A 16781-nucleotide genomic window follows, 5' to 3' on the forward strand; every position below is an offset into this window, starting at 1 on the left:
TTTATAATGCCATCGACTTGGAAAGAAAGTGGCATTCGTTGGTATTGGGTAGCTGTATTGGTTTTTTTTGCCGATCAGCTATCTAAGCAATGGGTGTTAGCGAATTTTGAGCTGTATGATTCAATACAGCTTTTACCTTTTTTTAATTTTACTTATGTGCGTAACTACGGAGCAGCATTTAGCTTTTTAAGTGAAGCAGGTGGTTGGCAACGTTGGTTATTTACCATTATTGCCGTTGGCTTTAGTGTGCTGCTAACTGTTTGGTTAAGAAGACAGTCTTCATCACTTTGGCGTTCAAATTTAGCTTATACGCTGATTATTGGTGGGGCGATAGGCAATTTAGTTGATCGTTTAATGCATGGCTATGTAGTAGATTTTATCGATTTCTACTGGAATACAAGTCATTACCCTGCATTTAACATTGCTGACGCAGGTATATTTATTGGTGCGGTATTGATCATTTGGGAATCATTCAAGCCTGAAGTACCACCGACAGGAAGTTAGGGAGAGCTACATTGTCTGAGCAACACACTTTAACCCGTTCTATTTTATGTCATATGAATATCCTTCTAGAGGATGGTTCTACAGCAGATAGTACAAAAGCGTCTGATAAGCCTGCTCGTTTTAATACTGGTGATGGCAGCTTAAGCCCTGCATTTGAGGCGCAAATTAGCCAATTGCAGCAAGGTGATAATCACACTTTTACTTTAGAGCCAGTTGATGCGTTTGGTGAAGCAAACCCTGATGCTATCCATCATATGGATAGAAGCCGCTTTCCTGCTGATATGGAATTAGAAGTGGGCGTGATAGTCAGTTTTGGTGGTCCTGGTGGTAGCGAAATACCAGGTATGGTGCGTGAAATTGCTGGTGACTCCATCACTGTTGATCTAAACCATCCATTAGCTGGCCAAAAAGTCACTTTTGAACTTGAAGTTGTAGAGGTACTTTAACATGCTAAAAGTTGACCCAACTTCTCCTGAATTGAATATATTGTTAGCTAACCCTCGTGGTTTTTGTGCAGGTGTAGATAGAGCGATTAGTATCGTTGAAAGAGCACTAGAGTTATTTGAACCGCCGATTTATGTCCGTCATGAAGTGGTACATAATCGATATGTGGTTCAAAACTTAAAAGACCGTGGTGCAATCTTTGTTGATGAATTAGATGAAGTACCTGACAATTGCATCGTGATTTTTAGTGCTCATGGTGTATCCCAAGCGGTAAGAAAAGAAGCTAAGCATAGAGGACTGAAAGTCTTCGATGCAACATGCCCACTTGTGACTAAAGTGCATCTTCAAGTAACCCGTGCTAGCCGTAAAGCAATAGAGTGTATTTTAATCGGCCATGAAGGACACCCTGAAGTTGAAGGTACTATGGGTCAGTATGATAATCCGCAAGGTGGCGTTTATCTTGTTGAGTCACCGGAAAGCGTAGCGGCATTAGAGGTTAAAGATCCTGACAACCTTTGCTTTGTCACTCAAACAACCTTATCAGTGGACGATACATTAGACATTATTGAAGCGTTAAAACAGAAGTTTCCTTCTATTGAAGGGCCGCGAAAAGACGACATTTGTTATGCGACTCAAAATCGTCAAGATGCCGTTCGAAACATGTCTTCTGATGCTGACTTAATGATTGTCGTCGGGTCTAAAAACAGCTCTAACTCCAATAGACTACGTGAGCTTGCAGAAAAAACAGGCACTCAAGCCTATTTAGTTGATACCGCAGCCGATGTTGATCAAGCTTGGTTTGATGGTGTATCTAAAGTTGCAGTTACAGCTGGGGCTTCTGCGCCAGAAGTACTTGTTCAACAAGTGGTTGATGCTATCGCTAAATTTGAGCCTTCGGTCATCACCGAAGTGGAAGGGCGAAAAGAAGATACTGTTTTTGCCGTACCCGCCGAGCTTAGATAATAATGACAGCTTAAAGGCCTGATACGAAAACAAAATAAGCTATTTATAAAACCGTGAGCTATTCTGGCTTGCGGTTTTTTTGTGCCCATAACTAAAGCATGAGTAATTAGTCTATACTCTATAGATCGTTAAATTTAATCTTTAGCTAATATTTGGTATACAATACTTGTTAGTTTTGGTTACATCTTGCTCGACTCTTATTTTACATTGTAGTATTTTGTATCTAAGTTTTAGATTTTAAACAAATAATTATAATCATTTTGTCAATATACTGGCAGAAAATGGAGGTTTGACACTCATGTCAGCGAAAAGGAATGGATTTTCCTTAATTGAAGTTTTAGTTTCCTTGGTTATTTTGACCGTAGGCTTAATTGGAATTTTTAATCTGCATATCGTCTCAAAACGCGGTAGCTTCGAATCATTTCAGCAAACTCAAGCTTCTTACTATGCCAACGACATTATCAATCGAATGCGTTTGAACCCGTCGGTTTTAGATTCCTATGGTTCTGCAACGGGCACGACATATACTGGTGCTTCTTTAACCGCTCCTTCGAAGGCATGCTCAGGTGTCGCGATTTGTACTCCTTCCGAATTACAGCTTTGGGATGTATATGAGTGGCAATCAGCATTTATTGGCGAGGCTGAAAAAGATGGCGCTAATAATGTTGGTGGGTTGCCGTCTCCAAATGGCTGTATCTATGTTGAGCCCAATAAAGTTGTGGTTGTGATGAGTTGGACAGGTATCAGAAAGTCACACGGCACAGAGACTGGTTACTCGGATTACGTTATCAATTGCGGTGCTAAAAACAACAAAAAACGAATTTTCGAAATTGAGACAGCAATCTTTTAGGTTATTAGAATGATTACTAAACAAAAATTACAAATAGGAATGTCGCTTGTTGAGCTAATGATTGCAATGCTCATTAGTTTGTTTATTTCAGCTGGTTTATTTTCGATGTTCAATATGTCTTCAAGCAATGTGACTACCACAAGCCAGTTTACTCAGTTGCAAGAGAATGGTCGGATAGCTTTAGCTATTATGGAACGCGATATTAGTCAATTAGGTTTTTTTGGTGACATTACTGGAACCGATTTACTACTGGGTACCAACACCTCAGTTTCAGCTACTGCAGTGCCTAGTGATTGTGTAGGTGATGGCTTCAATAATGCAACGTTTCCTCTAAACGTCCCTGCACACTTCAGAAGGTTATGGGGTTATGAGCAAGGAAATAGCGTTAACACGTTAAACTGTGATGCTGCAATTTCTCCGATCAGTGGTACCGATGTGATTCAAATCAAACGCTTAGTGGGTCCAGAAACCACAGTTCAAGATACTAATCGATACTATGCTTCAGTGACCTCAAATGAAATTGAATTTTTTAATGGGAGCAGTGTTGCTCCGAATAAGTTAAATAGTAGAGTTTGGGAGTATCAGCATCATATTTATTTTATTAAAAATGATAGCGGGATACCTATTCTTAGTCGTAAAACCTTGAATATTTCTAAAGGCATGAACAATGAAGATCAGTTAGTAGAAGGTATTGAGAACATAAGGTTTTTGTATGGTTTTGATGATGATGGTGATTCAACTCCTGATTCATTTATGCCAGCAAATGAAGTATCAACCATGATGTGGGATAACCAAGGGTTTCAGAGATTAGTTGCGATTAAAATCTATGTATTAGTTCGATCTATTCAAGAAGATGATAGTTATGAGAACGAAATAGTCTATCAGTTAGGTGATAAATCAATTCCAGCAACGAATGATAAATATCGAAGAAAAGTGATGTCGACCACTGTCGTGTTAGATAACCCTGTTTTAATTAGAAATTAATATTTAGGTTACTTCAATGATTAAACCATTAAAAAACCAGCAAGGAATGGTGTTATTTTTTTCCTTAGTGGTACTGATTGTTATGACTATTATCGGAGTCGCATTAGCAGTGAACTCTAGTCAATCCTTAAGAATGGCGGGTGCTGGCGGTGACCGAGTTTCTGCATTAGCTCAGGCACAAGGAGGGCTAAACATCGTGATTAATGACAATGTCACGCATAACTTTAGCACGAGAACTGCCGATGGTGTCGTTACTGAAATGGATGGAACACAGAATATTAAGTTAATGCCTGAAGATAATCCAGGTATCGACGTAAACTGCCAGCGTACTGAAAAAGCAAGCGCTGCTAATTTAATCAGCTGCAGACGCCTAGAAGTTTCGAGTTCTGCTACTTTTGGAAGAGGCGGTGTAGGACAACTTACCGTTACAACGGGCATTGAGCAAGAAGTGCTCACCGGGAGTTAAACATGTTTAAGAAGATATCCACTTTTACTTTAAGTTTTATGACTATTGCTCTAGCTGCGACAAGTATCGCTGATGATACTGAGCTATACGTAGCAGAGTCTTCAGCAAGAAGTAACGATAATCCGCAAGTATTACTTATATTAGATACATCCGGCTCAATGGGTGATAATTCTTTTACTGCTCCTAGATTCCATGATCAAGGGAGTATTGGTGGCAGTACAAAGTTATATTTTTCGAATGATGGTGCCGTTGTTCCAGAACTAAGTAGTAATCAATACATCTTAAACTCAATCAATGGCTGTGCGAGTTCTAAAACGTTCCTTGAAGAATATGGAATATATACGGGTTATTTTCGTCAGTATGAAGGCAATGTTTGGAGTAAATTTCCATTAACAGATGGTAGTGCTGTATCGACAGTAGATTGTTATGAAGATATATATGAGCAAAATACAACCAATGCTAGTGGTGTTTCTGCTGGGTATCCCGTCGACGCGCTTGCCTCTCCTTATGATTCAGATATTGAAAAAGCTAAACTGACTGATTTTGGCTTAGGTGATCCAATACATTTTTATACTCAAGAATACGTAACTTGGTACCATAATGATAGCAAGCCAAATGGCAAGGCAAATGGCAGCTCATATACACGTATGGATGTGGCAAAACGAATCTTAGAAGAGCTTATAGTCAGTACTCCAGGTATAGACTTTGGTTTATTAATATTTAACAAAAACGACAGTACTTCTAAAGATGGCGGTCGTATTATTTCTGGTATTAAAGAGGCATCGGTTGCAAACAAAAATAGCGTAATTACGTCTATTCAAGATTCTGATTCTATTCACGGCAACTATACGCCTTTATGTGAAACCTTATTTGAAGCTTATAGTTACTTATATGGTAAACCAGTCAAATTTGGCCATAAAACATCAGGCTCTACCTCTAATCCTTCCTATGATACAGCTATCGAGTCTAACGGGAATTATATTTCGCCATTTGTGAATAAAGATTGCCAGTCTAATGCATCAATTATTTACGTTACCGACGGAATTCCAAATTTAGATGTTAGTGCCGATTCTGCTATCGCGTTATTACCAGGTGTAGATTTGACATTAGGTGAAGATATTAACGAGTGGGGTACTATGAAAACCAATTATTTAGCTTCACTATCTAATTGGATGTACAACAACGATGTCAACCCAAATGCACCGTCTGATCAAGTTGTATCGACTTATACGATTGGCTTTAGTTCTGGTGCTGATGCCGCTGAAGCTTTATTAGAAAAAACGGCCGAAAAAGCTGGTGGTGAATATTATAAAGCAAACTCTGCTGAAGCATTGAAAGCTTCGCTTTTACAAGCTGTAACAGCAATTCAAGGAACGGATTCTAGTTTTACTTCTCCCTCAGTAGTGCTTGATAAAACCCAAACTGGCGATGACGCATATTTTGCAATGTTTTTGCCTGATAAAGGACCTCGTTGGTCAGGTAATTTAAAGAAGTTTAAAGTGACTGCTGATGGGACGGTAGTTGATAAAAATGGCAATGATGCATTTGATAGTTCAGGTACTATCGCTGCAGAAGCTTGTCCGTATTGGACAACTGATTGTACTGGCGATTCATACCGTGGCTATCATGTTTCTGATGGCGGTGTTGCAGGGGTCATGAAGTCAACTTATAGCTCGTCTGTTAGCTCAAGAAAGGTATTGATTAACGCAGGTAGCAGCGGTGACTTAGTTGCCTTCACGCCGGCAAATGCCAAATTAAATAGCTATTTATCTACAGATGCTGATTTAGCTGATTACATGGGAGTCGACATTAGCGGAATCGATGACAATTTTGATTGGGCGAAAGGCGTCAATGTTGATGATGAAGATCATGATGATAAAGCTGACACAGCACCTCTCTATTTACGTCAAGATATCATCGGCGACCCGCTGCACTCAAGGCCGCTTGTTATTAACTATGGCAACTCTTCAGAGCCGGATAACCGTATTTTAATGGGAACAAACCATGGGTTCCTTCATATGTTCAAGGATGATGAAACTGCTGATGTACCCGTTTCTGAATCTTGGGCATTTATGCCAGCCGAATTGCTTAAAAATATAAAAGGTTTACGTGATAACCCTCAGACAGGTGTTCACTCTATATACGGCATGGATAGTTCGCCAGTTGCTTATATTGAGAGGGATTCAAGTGATAAAGTCTCAAAAGCATGGTTATTTATTGGTATGAGACGAGGTGGAACTTCATATTATGCTTTAGATATTACAAATCCAGATTCACCTTCATTGAAGTGGATTTCTCAAGTTAGCGACTTTACTTTACAAGGTGAATCGTGGTCAGAGCCTGTAATCACTAAGGTTCCTGGTTGGCCTTCTGGCGCAACAACTGCTGCTGATGCTGATCCTGTATTGATTATCGGCGCAGGTTATAACCCTACTACAAAAGATGGCTCAAATGTTGGAAGTTCAGATAGTATTGGCACTGGGGTCTATATTATCGATGCCGATAATGGAACAAAAGTATACACTTTCGGACTAACAGGCAGTGATACGGTAATGCCAGGGCTTTCGGACAGTATTCCAAATAAGGTCGCAATTCTTGATAGTAATAATGATCAGTTAACCGATAGAGTTTATGCGACAGATACTGGTGCCAATGTATGGCGTCTAGATATGCCAGGTTTGCCAAATGATACCTCAAACCCTTGGAGTGCTTTCAAGTTTGCAACTCTCGGTGGTGGGACAACAACAACTGATATTCGTTTCTACTCAGAGCCTGTTGTGGCACAAACTACTTTCAGTAACATTGCAGAGCATACGCATACGGACGGTAGTGGAACCTCAACAACTACAATGACTTATCAAAGTATTCCTTATGATGCTGTTGTAATAGGAAGCGGACATAGACCCCACCCTCTTGATAAGGCAAGAGCTGATAAGTTCTTTACATTGCAAGATAGAAATATTGTCACTAAATCTTATAGCTCTGCAGCCAGTAATACAGCACCTGACCCTCTTGAACTAACAGATCTCTATAATGTGACAACTGAATCACCTTCTTCAGATTCTGAGCTTGTAACATTTGGTGCCAAGAGAGGCTGGTATTATAACTTTAGTGATGCAGGTGAGAAATCATTATCAGCGGCAACAATTGTATCAGGAAGAGTCTTTTTTACTTCATATGTGCCTGAAACTGGAGCCAGCGAAACCGCATGTTTAGTCCCTGGTCAAGGGCGCTTATATGGGTTCGATTTACATAAAGGTGCGAGGACGTATAGCCATAGTGAAGACTATTTTGTAATGGGTGAACAAGTACCTGATACGCCAACATTAGTAGTACCAAAAAATGGCGATTCAGACAGCTATATGTATTTGATAGGTATTGGTGATGCTGCTAATGATATGATTAAAAACGATGTTTTAGGCGACGATGGTTGTCCAGAAGGCGATGATAAATGTATCGGTGGTGGCTTAGGTGTCAATCGAATTTACTACCATCAGAACGAGAATTAAAAATGGTGCAATATAATAGAAAAATCTCAGGTTTTACGTTAATTGAAGCCATGATTACACTTGTGGTGATTGGTATTTTGGCTTCGATTGCCTACCCTAGTTATACTAGCTTCGCTGCTAGAGGGGCCCGTGCAGATGCTCTCTCAGGGCTTATGAATATGGCTAATAGGCAAGAACAGTTTTATTTGGATCATAAGAAATTTACCAAGAATATGAAACAGTTGGGAATGGATACCGATCCTTATATTGTAGATAACGGCTTTTATGAGATAGATGCTTCTGTAGGCTCTGCGACTAAATATACCTTGCAAGCAACAGCGATTGGAACGCAAGCGACTAGAGATACAGATTGTGCAGTCATTCAAATCACTTCTGATGGTGTTAAAACGCCGGCTGAATGTTGGAGTAATTAACTTTTGCTCTAGGTTAAAAAAGAGTTTATGGATTAAATAACCATAAACTCTTTTTTGTAGAAGATATTAAAAATGACCTTGGATTAAATGTACTAGATCATATCAAGATTATGTGCAATTCACATTTTCTGTAATGACTTGCACTCTGCCTGATGCACTTAATGATACTTGTTTTGAGTATGCGCTGTCTGTGGAACCTGGGCAGTAAGTTATAGTTTGAGCCGTTGAGCCACTAACAAGACCATCTGTATTAAAGGTGATTAGGGACGAAGAAGAGGTTTTTATAAAATCATCATCATTGAAAGCATCAATAAAACGAAGTACATCCGTATTATTGTCCTTTATGCCGTTTTGATCATCATCTATAAAAATTGCAACTCCGTCTATCCAATTACTCGTGCAGCCTGAACCGTCACCAGGGCATACCGAGACTCTTCTGCCAAAACTTACAGCTTGGTTACGAGCAAAAACCAATGCTGACTCAAGTGAATTGGTAGCAGCCCGACTTCGACTAGATTCATATAGGTAAGTTAACGAAGGAACCGCTACAGCGATTAAAACTCCTGCAACTACAAGTGTGATCAATAGTTCAACCAGAGTAAAACCGTTAGTTAATCCTTTCTTTATTTTTATCATCCATATTTCCTCAGTAATACTTAAGTCAGTATAAGGTAATATGAGTGCGAAATCAGCGTTTTTGTCAATCTAAAGTTGGCCATCATTAATCGCGAAATTCAGTCTTGTTGGCATTCAATATTCTTTTGGCGAGAGAACCTTATTCTGCCAGACTGATTAATAATGACCGCTTTTGAATATGGGCTATTATAAGTATTAGGGCAGTATCTAAAGGTCCCATTGGTGCCAGATGCTAAACCATCAGGCTGGAATCTAATAGCGTTTCGATTGTAATAAACAATATCATTAGAATTGAATGGTCCCATAACATACAGAAGCTCATCTTCACTGCCAAGTTCATTGCGTTTACCCCCATCAGTAAAAACGCTAAAGCCGCTTTGCCAATCCCAATTACATTGGGAATTGACTAAAGGGCATACTGTGACTCTTGTGCCGAAAGTAATAGCATGATTTCTGGCGAGTTGGATTAACTGCTGGATAGATCTAATTGAACTTTCGCTTCGAGATTGTTCAATAATGACTTCAAAGTAGGGTAAAGAAAAGCTAGTTAAGATCGCTGAGATAGATAACGTGACAATCAGCTCTACTAGGCTAAAGCCCATGAATTGGTGTTTCATAAAATCATCCTTGATTTATTTTGCTAAGCAATCCCGCAAAGCAACAAGGCTAAGTATAGATTCCTTTTGGTATTAAGCGAATTTTAGTTTTTTAAAAATACTCCATTAAATTTAAAGCAAAAAAAGTGATGTTAAAGTAAGATAGAGAGCAATTTTTGATTATTAATGAATATATACTTCAAGTATATAAAGACTTCCCAAGTGCACAGGAGTGATTGATGAAAAAAGTAGAAGCCATTATTAAACCGTTTAAACTTGATGATGTGCGAGAGTCACTTGCGGAAATAGGTATTACTGGGATGACAGTTCTAGAGGTTAAGGGCTTTGGTCGTCAAAAAGGCCACACAGAGCTTTATCGTGGTGCTGAATACATGGTGGACTTTTTACCTAAAGTTAAAATCGAATTGGTCATCCAAGATGAACAGTTAGATCAAGCAATTGAAGTGATTGTTGATACGGCAAGAACTGGTAAAATTGGTGACGGTAAGATTTTTGTTACTGATATTGAACGTGTTATTCGTATAAGAACGGGCGAAGAAAACGAAGAAGCTGTTTAATCTTTGACATTTTGAACAACAAAAAAGCCTCTAAATTTTAGAGGCTTTTTAGTCACTAACAACTATGATTAGCGAGTCGATGAAGAGTCTCTAATGACGGGCTCTGGAGTAAATACCATTGAGCGTTTTTCTACGGTCTCTTTACTGTTAGCAATTAGTAATTCAGTTGCGACTTTTGCAATTTTGACGTTAGGTTGATGCACCGTCGTCAGTTTAGGCCAAGTTTGGCGTGAGAATGGACTATCCTCAAAGCCTACGATGGAAAGATCTTTTGGGATATCTAATCCAGCTAATCTTGCGGCAAATAAAGCACCTGCGGCTATTTCATCGTTACATGCGACAATTGCAGTAGGACGCTGAGATAAATTTATTAACTTATTGGCATTTTCAACACCAGATTCAAAAGAGTACTGACCATCTAGTACCCAGTCAGTGTTTACGCTCAGTTGGTTTTGTTTTAATGCGCTTTTAAAACCACTTAATCGTTCTTTGGTTGATTCATGGTGCTGATCACCACTTAAAAATCCAATCTCTGTATGACCGATATCAATAAGGTGCTGTGTTATTTCTAAAGCGCCGTGCTTATCGTTTACTAGAACAGCTAATCCATTGTCTGCACAGGCTTTTTCTCCTGCAATAATGCGGACGTAGTTGGCATCTATTTCATCAAGTGCAGCTAAAATAGTAGGGTCCTCAGACATCGGAGGCGTTAATACTAGACCAGATAAACGTGAATGCTTAACCATCTTAGTTAGTTCATCACAAATATCCGCTGATTTTGCATCACACGGGTGAATAAGTAATTCGTAACCTTTGTCTTGGCAAGCAGACAAAATACCATTTTGCATATCAATAATGTAATAAGCGTTGGGATTATCGTAGATAAAGCCGATGACGTAAGATTTAGTACTGGCAAGATTACGGGCAGCTAAATTGGGTTGGTAATTTAACTCATTGATTGCGGCATTGACTTTATCAATGGTGGTCTGTCTTACAGAGCTTTCTTTATTCGTGACTCTTGATACTGTTTTGATTGATACGCCAGCATGTTTGGCAACATCATTGATGGTTACTTTCATTTGTTTATAGCTCTTTTATTCAGGCGAGTAGCTTAACAGTTATTTATCTCAATTTGATGACATTTATCCCCTAATAACGTGTCTTCAAACCGTGTACTTGACGAAATAACGGTAGCTCATATAACTCTAATAGTGCTTATTTTTACTTAATTAGGCAATCTCCAATTATCTATCTGGTTTGAACAGTGGCTTTTATAAAGAGCTTGTATCAAAAATGCTACAAATTATTGTTTTTATCAAGGCTTTGTTTTTTAATGGTTTAAATGGCTATTTCTATCTTTCTTTAATTGTTTTTATAACAAAAAATGCTCAGTAAAGTTATTTTGTTGTGGCAAGACTGTTAATAATTGTGTAATGTTTGCTCTAGACATGACAGCGTTGTCATTCCGGTTGGAATGGTTATGTATCCAAAAACGATAATAAAGTTATGGAAGGGAAATGAAGATGCGACCTATTAATTTTAAGAAAAATGTTTTAGCAACTAACATTGCTATTTTGCTTGGCAGTATGGTTTCAGTAGGAGCAGTAGCTGCTGATGCTGAGACTGCTGAAGAAAACATTGAAAAAATCGAAGTAAAAGGCATGCGTGCCTCGATGAAGGCTTCGGTTAATGAAAAACGTTTTTCAAACTCAGTTGTTGATGCGGTAACCGCAGAAGATATTGGTAAATTTCCTGATGGTGACGTGGGTGAGTCATTAGGCCGTATACCAGGTGTTGCTGTAAACCGTCAGTTTGGTCAAGGCCAGCAAGTGTCAATTCGTGGTGCTTCAAGCAGCTTAACACGTACACTACTTAACGGACATTCAGTAGCTTCTACTGGTTGGTATGATCAACAGTCTATTGACCGTAGCTTTAACTACAGCTTACTACCGCCTGAAATGGTCGGTGGGATTGAAGTATATAAGTCATCTCAGGCTGATTTACCTGAAGGTGGCGTGGGCGGTACGGTAATTGTTAAAACACGTAAACCATTAGATTTAGATGCCAACACTGTATTCCTTAGCGCTAAAGGTGATTACGGCACAATCTCTGAAGAAACTGATCCTGAATTATCTGGCTTATACAGCTGGAAAAATGAAAACGAAAACTTTGGTTTCTTAATTTCTGCTGCGGGTTCTGAAACAACTTACCAACGTAATGGTATTGAATCATTGCTAGGTTGGGGTGATATCGTCCCTACGACATTCCAACAAGATCGTGAACGTACAGCGATTAATGGTGTATTCCAATATAACCCAACTGATAATTTAGAGTTTGGTTTGAACTTAATGAGCTTAGACATGAAAGCAAACAATGCTAACACGTCTTTATTCGTAATGTTCCCAGATGATAAAGATGCTGCTTGTGAGCAAAAAAATAGCAATGGTACTTGTACCTTCTATCGCCGTGGTGCAGATGATGCAAACCCAGGTTGGGCACAAACTTGGGCTCGCCAAGCAAGCATGGATTCAAATACCGTAGATTTCGATTTCAAATATGAAGCCGATAGCTTCACTATGGAAGGCCGTGTTGGTAATACTAAATCTGAAGGTGGTACCGATTTAACTGCTAACTATGGTTTTTGGTTAGGTACACCAGCTGATTACGCTGGTACTTATGATGCGACTGGTGAAGTCATTAAAATTGATGTAGCAAATAAATCATTTGGTGCAGAAGATTTTGGTGGTCAGTTAGCGCCAGCAGGTTGGTCTTTAAAGAAACAACCTAACTCAGATGAAGAAACTTATGCACAATTTGATTTCACGATTCCTGTTGATTTAGGTGCAATTACCTCATTTAAAACTGGTGTGCGCTGGGCTGATCATGATGTTAAGCAAGAGACTTATCCTGCAATAGTCAATGCTGATGTCACTTCAAAAGATGCAACAGCTTACTATGGCGGCTCAATGTCTTCTGGTGCAGGTTACACGTTACCTGAGCCGAACCTTGATGCAATGCTAAAAGATGCAAAAGCAGCAATCAGTGGTTTCAGTAAAGACGGAACCGTTTATAAGTCAGGTTACGGTACAATTAACGAAGAAAACTTAGCATTATACTTAATGGCTGATTTTGAAGCCGACGGTATCCGCGGTAACTTTGGCCTACGTTATATTTCTACCGATGCGTCATCAGATTATTATGCACTCCAAGCTGACGGTTCTTATGCAGATAACTTAAGCACACTTGATGCAAGTTACAGTGATGTTTTACCTAGCATGAACATTGCTTTTGATGTTGCTAGTGATGTGATAATTCGTGCCTCTGCAGGACAAGTTATCTCACGTCCTAATTACGGTGACATGTTTGCATCTTCTGCGTTAGCGGGTTATGCAGACGGAACAGCGGGTAACGAAGTCGTCAACACAGGTAACATTGCCCTTGAGCCATTTAAAGCGACTCAAGCTGACTTAGGCGTTGAATGGTACTTCAGCCCTGATGGATTAATGAGTGCAGCATACTTTATTAAGGATATCAGTTCGTTTGTTACTTCTGATCAAATTCTTGACCAAAGTATCGGTATTATTGACCCTGATTCAGGTGAAGATAACTGGACTAAGTCAACCAAGAAAAACGGTACTGGCGGTCAAATTCAAGGTGTCGAACTACAAATCCAAGATGGTTTCGATAACGGATTTGGTTACTCTGCAAACTATACTTTTGCTGACTCAGACGCATCACCTGAAAATTACCCAGACGAAGTTAGCGTGTTCTCTGATTCTTCTAAGCACACAGTTAACTTAGTGGGTTATTACGAGATGGAAGACTTCTCGGCTCGTGTTGCTTATAACTGGCGTAGTGAATACATGATCCGCGAATTACCAGGTTTCTATGGTAACCGTGAGCACCAAGACTATGGCACATTGGACTTAAGTGCTAACTACAACATTACTGAATATTTAGGTGTTTCATTTGAAGTAGTTAACTTACTTGAAGAGGACAGTGTTCAGTTAGGTGTTGCACCAGATGGGGCGGATGTGAAACCAGAGCTAAAAGGTGGTTACCCAGCTTGGAGCTTTGAAGGTGAAGCTCGTTATAAAGTGGGCTTAAACCTACGCTTCTAATCGGTTAATTAATTCATAGCCGTGTCAAAAAAGCCTAGCAAATTGCTAGGCTTTTTTATTAAATTAAGTCATTAACTGCAAAGCTGGTGGTTTGAATGAAAGTACAAAGAATAGTGATTGTAGGTGGTGGAACTGCAGGATGGTTAGCAGCAAACCATATTGGAAAAGCTGCGCAGCATTTAGCTGATGTTTCTGTCACGCTGATTGAATCACCAGATATCCCGACAATTGGTGTTGGTGAAGGAACGGTACCAGCGATTAAACAATCGTTACAAAGCTTCGGTATCAGTGAAACCGAGTTTATTCGTGAATGTGATGTAAGCTTTAAGCAATCAATTAAGTTTTGCAATTGGCTTGATAAAGATATTCATGGTGCCAATAACAGTTACCATCACTTGTTTGACGTACCAAGCCCGCTAGGGGAGAACCTTACCGATTATTGGTTACAGCAAACCAAGCAACAGGCAACTAATCAGCAGAGTTTCTCTGCTACCGTTTCTCCTCAGCATTTTATTTGTGATGCCTTCAAAGCCCCCAAACTGATTACCACGCCAGAATATGGCGGCAAGGTTAGTTATGCTTACCACTTAAATGCAGCAAGATTTGCACAATTGTTAGCTAAAAATGCGACAACAAAATTTAATGTCACTCACCTAAAAGCCAATGTGCTTGATGCCAATATCGATGAGAAGGGCAATTTAACTTGCTTGAAAACGGATTCATTAGGCGAGTTAGCTTTTGATTTTTATGTTGATGCAAGTGGCTTTGAGTCGATATTGCTTGCTAAAAAGCTTAAGGTTGGCTTTATTGATAAATCTAAGCAATTGTTTGTGAATAAAGCAATCGTTGCGCAAGTCCCTACCACTGAAGAACAAGTTATCCCGCCCTATACGATTGCTACTGCCCACCAAGCTGGTTGGGTTTGGGATATCGCCCTGCCGCAAAGGCGAGGCACAGGTTTTGTTTACTCAGATAATCATATGACATCTGCACAAGCTGAAGAAACGTTTGATCGATATTTAGGGGGTAAGCTAGCTTCACTTGCTTCAAGAGAAATTCCGATGAAAGTTGGCTATAGAGAAAAGTTCTGGGCTAAAAACTGCGTGTCATTGGGGCTTGCTCAAGGTTTTTTAGAGCCTATTGAGGCTACCTCTATATTGTTAACCGACTTTGCCGCTGCCTATCTATCAAAACGATTACCACATGCATTATCGCAAATGCCTGCACTTGCCGAGCGATTTAACCACACAATGGGCTACGCTTGGGAGCGAGTGGTTGAGTTTGCTAAATTGCATTACTGTATTTCAGACAGACAAGACAGTGACTTCTGGCGAGATAACCGTTGTCCTGATTCAATCCCTAATCCTTTAAAGCAAAAGATGGCGTTATGGCAAAACTTTAGCCCGCTGACTGACGACTTGTTTTCTCGTTATGAAGTGTTCAACGTGGATAACTATTTATATGTGTTATACGGAATGAAATACGCTACACAAGTAAATCAATGTGATAAACAGTATTTGTTAGCGGCGCAGCAGCAAACAGAACAGATCCGACGGATTGGTCAAGGGTTAGCCGCAGAATTACCTGAGCATCGTGTTTTATTAAATAAAATAAAGCAATATGGCTTGAAAACCATCTAATAGCCCCCAAATAAATAACATAGCCAGTGGTACTTTATTTCTTGATACGGTAACGTTAGCTGCAGATTAAATGATAATGGGCTTTTTGAGTCACTCTAAGTTGTAATATCAAGCGAGATAGTGAGTCATTTAAACAAAGCATCATTTAAAAATTTTGGGATTTGAATTTAATCTTCAAAAGAAATTTTTATTAAAAGGGACTTGAATCCCGAATTTTTATGTAAATCATTATTGATTAGAAGCGCCTGAAGGAGCCAAGATGTCTAACCAAATTACGTTACTTGAACATGCAAAACACGGTGATTTAAAAATCACTCCATCGAGCTTTAACCATGTAGCTGACCAGCACATTGTTCCAGTAACTTTGCACGAAATTGGTCGTGCAGCAACTGAATACCCAATTGTATTTGTTAAAAACAGTGATAGTGGTGAGTTCCAAGCCGTTGCGATGCTGGGCTTAAAGCCAGGCCAAAATTTAAGTATTAAAGATGGCAAATGGCAAGGTTTGTATATCCCTGCTGTTGTACGTGATTACCCACTCGGACTAGTATTAAACCCTGACGTTAAAGATAAAGTTTGGATTGGTATTCGTGAAGGTGCTGCTGAAGTTAGTAAAACAGAAGGCCAAGCATTATTCGAAGGCGAAAAAGAAACTGAATACTTAGAAAACCGTAAAAAAGCGCTTATTGCTCACTTTGAACAAGATCAAGCAAGCCGTAACATTCTAGGCTTCCTTGCAGAAAAAGAGTTACTCACTACGCAAACGCTAACGGTAGATGTTGCTGGTGAAAAACGCAATATCAATGGTCTATACTTAATTGATGAAGCAAAACTTAATGAGCTTTCAGACGAAGATTATTTAGAACTTAGAAAACGTGGTCTTCTAGGTCCTATCTACGGTCATCTTGCATCACTAAATCAAGTGAACCGTTTAGCACGCACTGAGATTATGTCTAAAGCATAATTTATAATGACGTAATTGTTGTCATTTACTCTAGTGAGTTTTGTAAAGTAAGTACGGCTTACCTTGCGACAACAGACCTCATACAGGGCAAACATTTAGGCATTGTGAGTCAA

15 protein-coding genes are annotated in these 16781 nt (G+C 39.4%); 12 read left to right on the top strand and 3 right to left on the bottom strand.

Annotated elements, in window-relative coordinates:
- Nucleotides 1-6: 6 nt before the first annotated feature.
- The 8 genes from lspA to AN944_RS15980 all read left to right on the top strand — a co-directional run bounded on the left by lspA (nucleotide 7) and on the right by AN944_RS15980 (nucleotide 8133).
- On the top strand, nucleotides 7-504 hold the full coding sequence (gene lspA / locus AN944_RS15945; RefSeq protein WP_055025634.1) for a signal peptidase II: 498 nt from the start codon (nucleotides 7-9) through the stop codon (nucleotides 502-504).
- Between the two features lie 11 nt (nucleotides 505-515).
- Nucleotides 516-950, top strand: a complete 435-nt coding sequence (fkpB, locus tag AN944_RS15950) for an FKBP-type peptidyl-prolyl cis-trans isomerase (protein ID WP_082420032.1) — start codon at nucleotides 516-518, stop codon at nucleotides 948-950.
- A 31-nt stretch (nucleotides 951-981) separates the two neighbouring features.
- Entirely contained in the window at nucleotides 982-1911 is a 930-nt protein-coding gene (ispH, locus tag AN944_RS15955; protein WP_197495528.1) for a 4-hydroxy-3-methylbut-2-enyl diphosphate reductase, read from the top strand.
- A gap of 298 nt (nucleotides 1912-2209) precedes the next feature.
- The gene (gene pilV, locus AN944_RS15960; protein WP_055025636.1) at nucleotides 2210-2761 is read left to right on the top strand and encodes a type IV pilus modification protein PilV; all 552 of its coding nucleotides are present in this window, start codon (nucleotides 2210-2212) and stop codon (nucleotides 2759-2761) included.
- A 9-nt stretch (nucleotides 2762-2770) separates the two neighbouring features.
- Nucleotides 2771-3745 (top strand): PilW family protein, encoded by a 975-nt coding sequence (locus tag AN944_RS15965; protein WP_055025637.1) that lies wholly within the window; start codon nucleotides 2771-2773, stop codon nucleotides 3743-3745.
- A 16-nt stretch (nucleotides 3746-3761) separates the two neighbouring features.
- Entirely contained in the window at nucleotides 3762-4211 is a 450-nt protein-coding gene (locus tag AN944_RS15970) for a PilX N-terminal domain-containing pilus assembly protein (RefSeq protein WP_055025638.1), read from the top strand.
- Nucleotides 4212-4213: 2 nt separating this feature from the next.
- A complete protein-coding gene (locus tag AN944_RS15975; protein WP_055025639.1) occupies nucleotides 4214-7720 on the top strand; it encodes a pilus assembly protein in 3507 nt (1168 codons plus the stop codon).
- Nucleotides 7721-7722: 2 nt separating this feature from the next.
- Nucleotides 7723-8133 carry a type IV pilin protein gene (locus tag AN944_RS15980; protein ID WP_055025640.1) on the top strand — a complete coding sequence of 137 codons (411 nt, stop codon included), beginning with the start codon at nucleotides 7723-7725 and terminating at the stop codon, nucleotides 8131-8133.
- Nucleotides 8134-8241: 108 nt separating this feature from the next.
- Here AN944_RS15980 and AN944_RS15985 read toward each other — a convergent pair whose 3' ends face one another.
- Entirely contained in the window at nucleotides 8242-8769 is a 528-nt protein-coding gene (locus AN944_RS15985) for a GspH/FimT family pseudopilin (protein WP_055025641.1), read from the bottom strand.
- A gap of 98 nt (nucleotides 8770-8867) precedes the next feature.
- Nucleotides 8868-9386, bottom strand: a complete 519-nt coding sequence (locus AN944_RS15990; protein ID WP_055025642.1) for a GspH/FimT family pseudopilin — start codon at nucleotides 9384-9386, stop codon at nucleotides 8868-8870.
- 218 nt (nucleotides 9387-9604) lie between these two features.
- On the opposite strand from AN944_RS15990, the gene AN944_RS15995 reads away from it, so the two are divergent.
- Nucleotides 9605-9943 (top strand): P-II family nitrogen regulator, encoded by a 339-nt coding sequence (locus AN944_RS15995; RefSeq protein ID WP_055025643.1) that lies wholly within the window; start codon nucleotides 9605-9607, stop codon nucleotides 9941-9943.
- Between the two features lie 68 nt (nucleotides 9944-10011).
- On the opposite strand, the gene AN944_RS16000 is transcribed toward AN944_RS15995, so the two are convergent.
- Entirely contained in the window at nucleotides 10012-11022 is a 1011-nt protein-coding gene (locus AN944_RS16000; RefSeq protein ID WP_055025644.1) for a LacI family DNA-binding transcriptional regulator, read from the bottom strand.
- Between the two features lie 444 nt (nucleotides 11023-11466).
- Between AN944_RS16000 and AN944_RS16005 the strand changes: the two genes are divergently transcribed.
- From AN944_RS16005 to AN944_RS16015, 3 genes are all read left to right on the top strand, one after another.
- Nucleotides 11467-14064, top strand: a complete 2598-nt coding sequence (locus AN944_RS16005) for a TonB-dependent receptor (protein ID WP_055025645.1) — start codon at nucleotides 11467-11469, stop codon at nucleotides 14062-14064.
- Between the two features lie 95 nt (nucleotides 14065-14159).
- A complete protein-coding gene (locus AN944_RS16010; RefSeq protein ID WP_055025646.1) occupies nucleotides 14160-15704 on the top strand; it encodes a tryptophan halogenase family protein in 1545 nt (514 codons plus the stop codon).
- A gap of 259 nt (nucleotides 15705-15963) precedes the next feature.
- Nucleotides 15964-16668 carry a SapC family protein gene (locus tag AN944_RS16015; RefSeq protein WP_055025647.1) on the top strand — a complete coding sequence of 235 codons (705 nt, stop codon included), beginning with the start codon at nucleotides 15964-15966 and terminating at the stop codon, nucleotides 16666-16668.
- Nucleotides 16669-16781: the final 113 nt, after the last annotated feature.

The organism is Shewanella sp. P1-14-1 (assembly GCF_001401775.1).
In the GTDB taxonomy this organism is placed as follows: domain Bacteria; phylum Pseudomonadota; class Gammaproteobacteria; order Enterobacterales; family Shewanellaceae; genus Shewanella; species Shewanella japonica.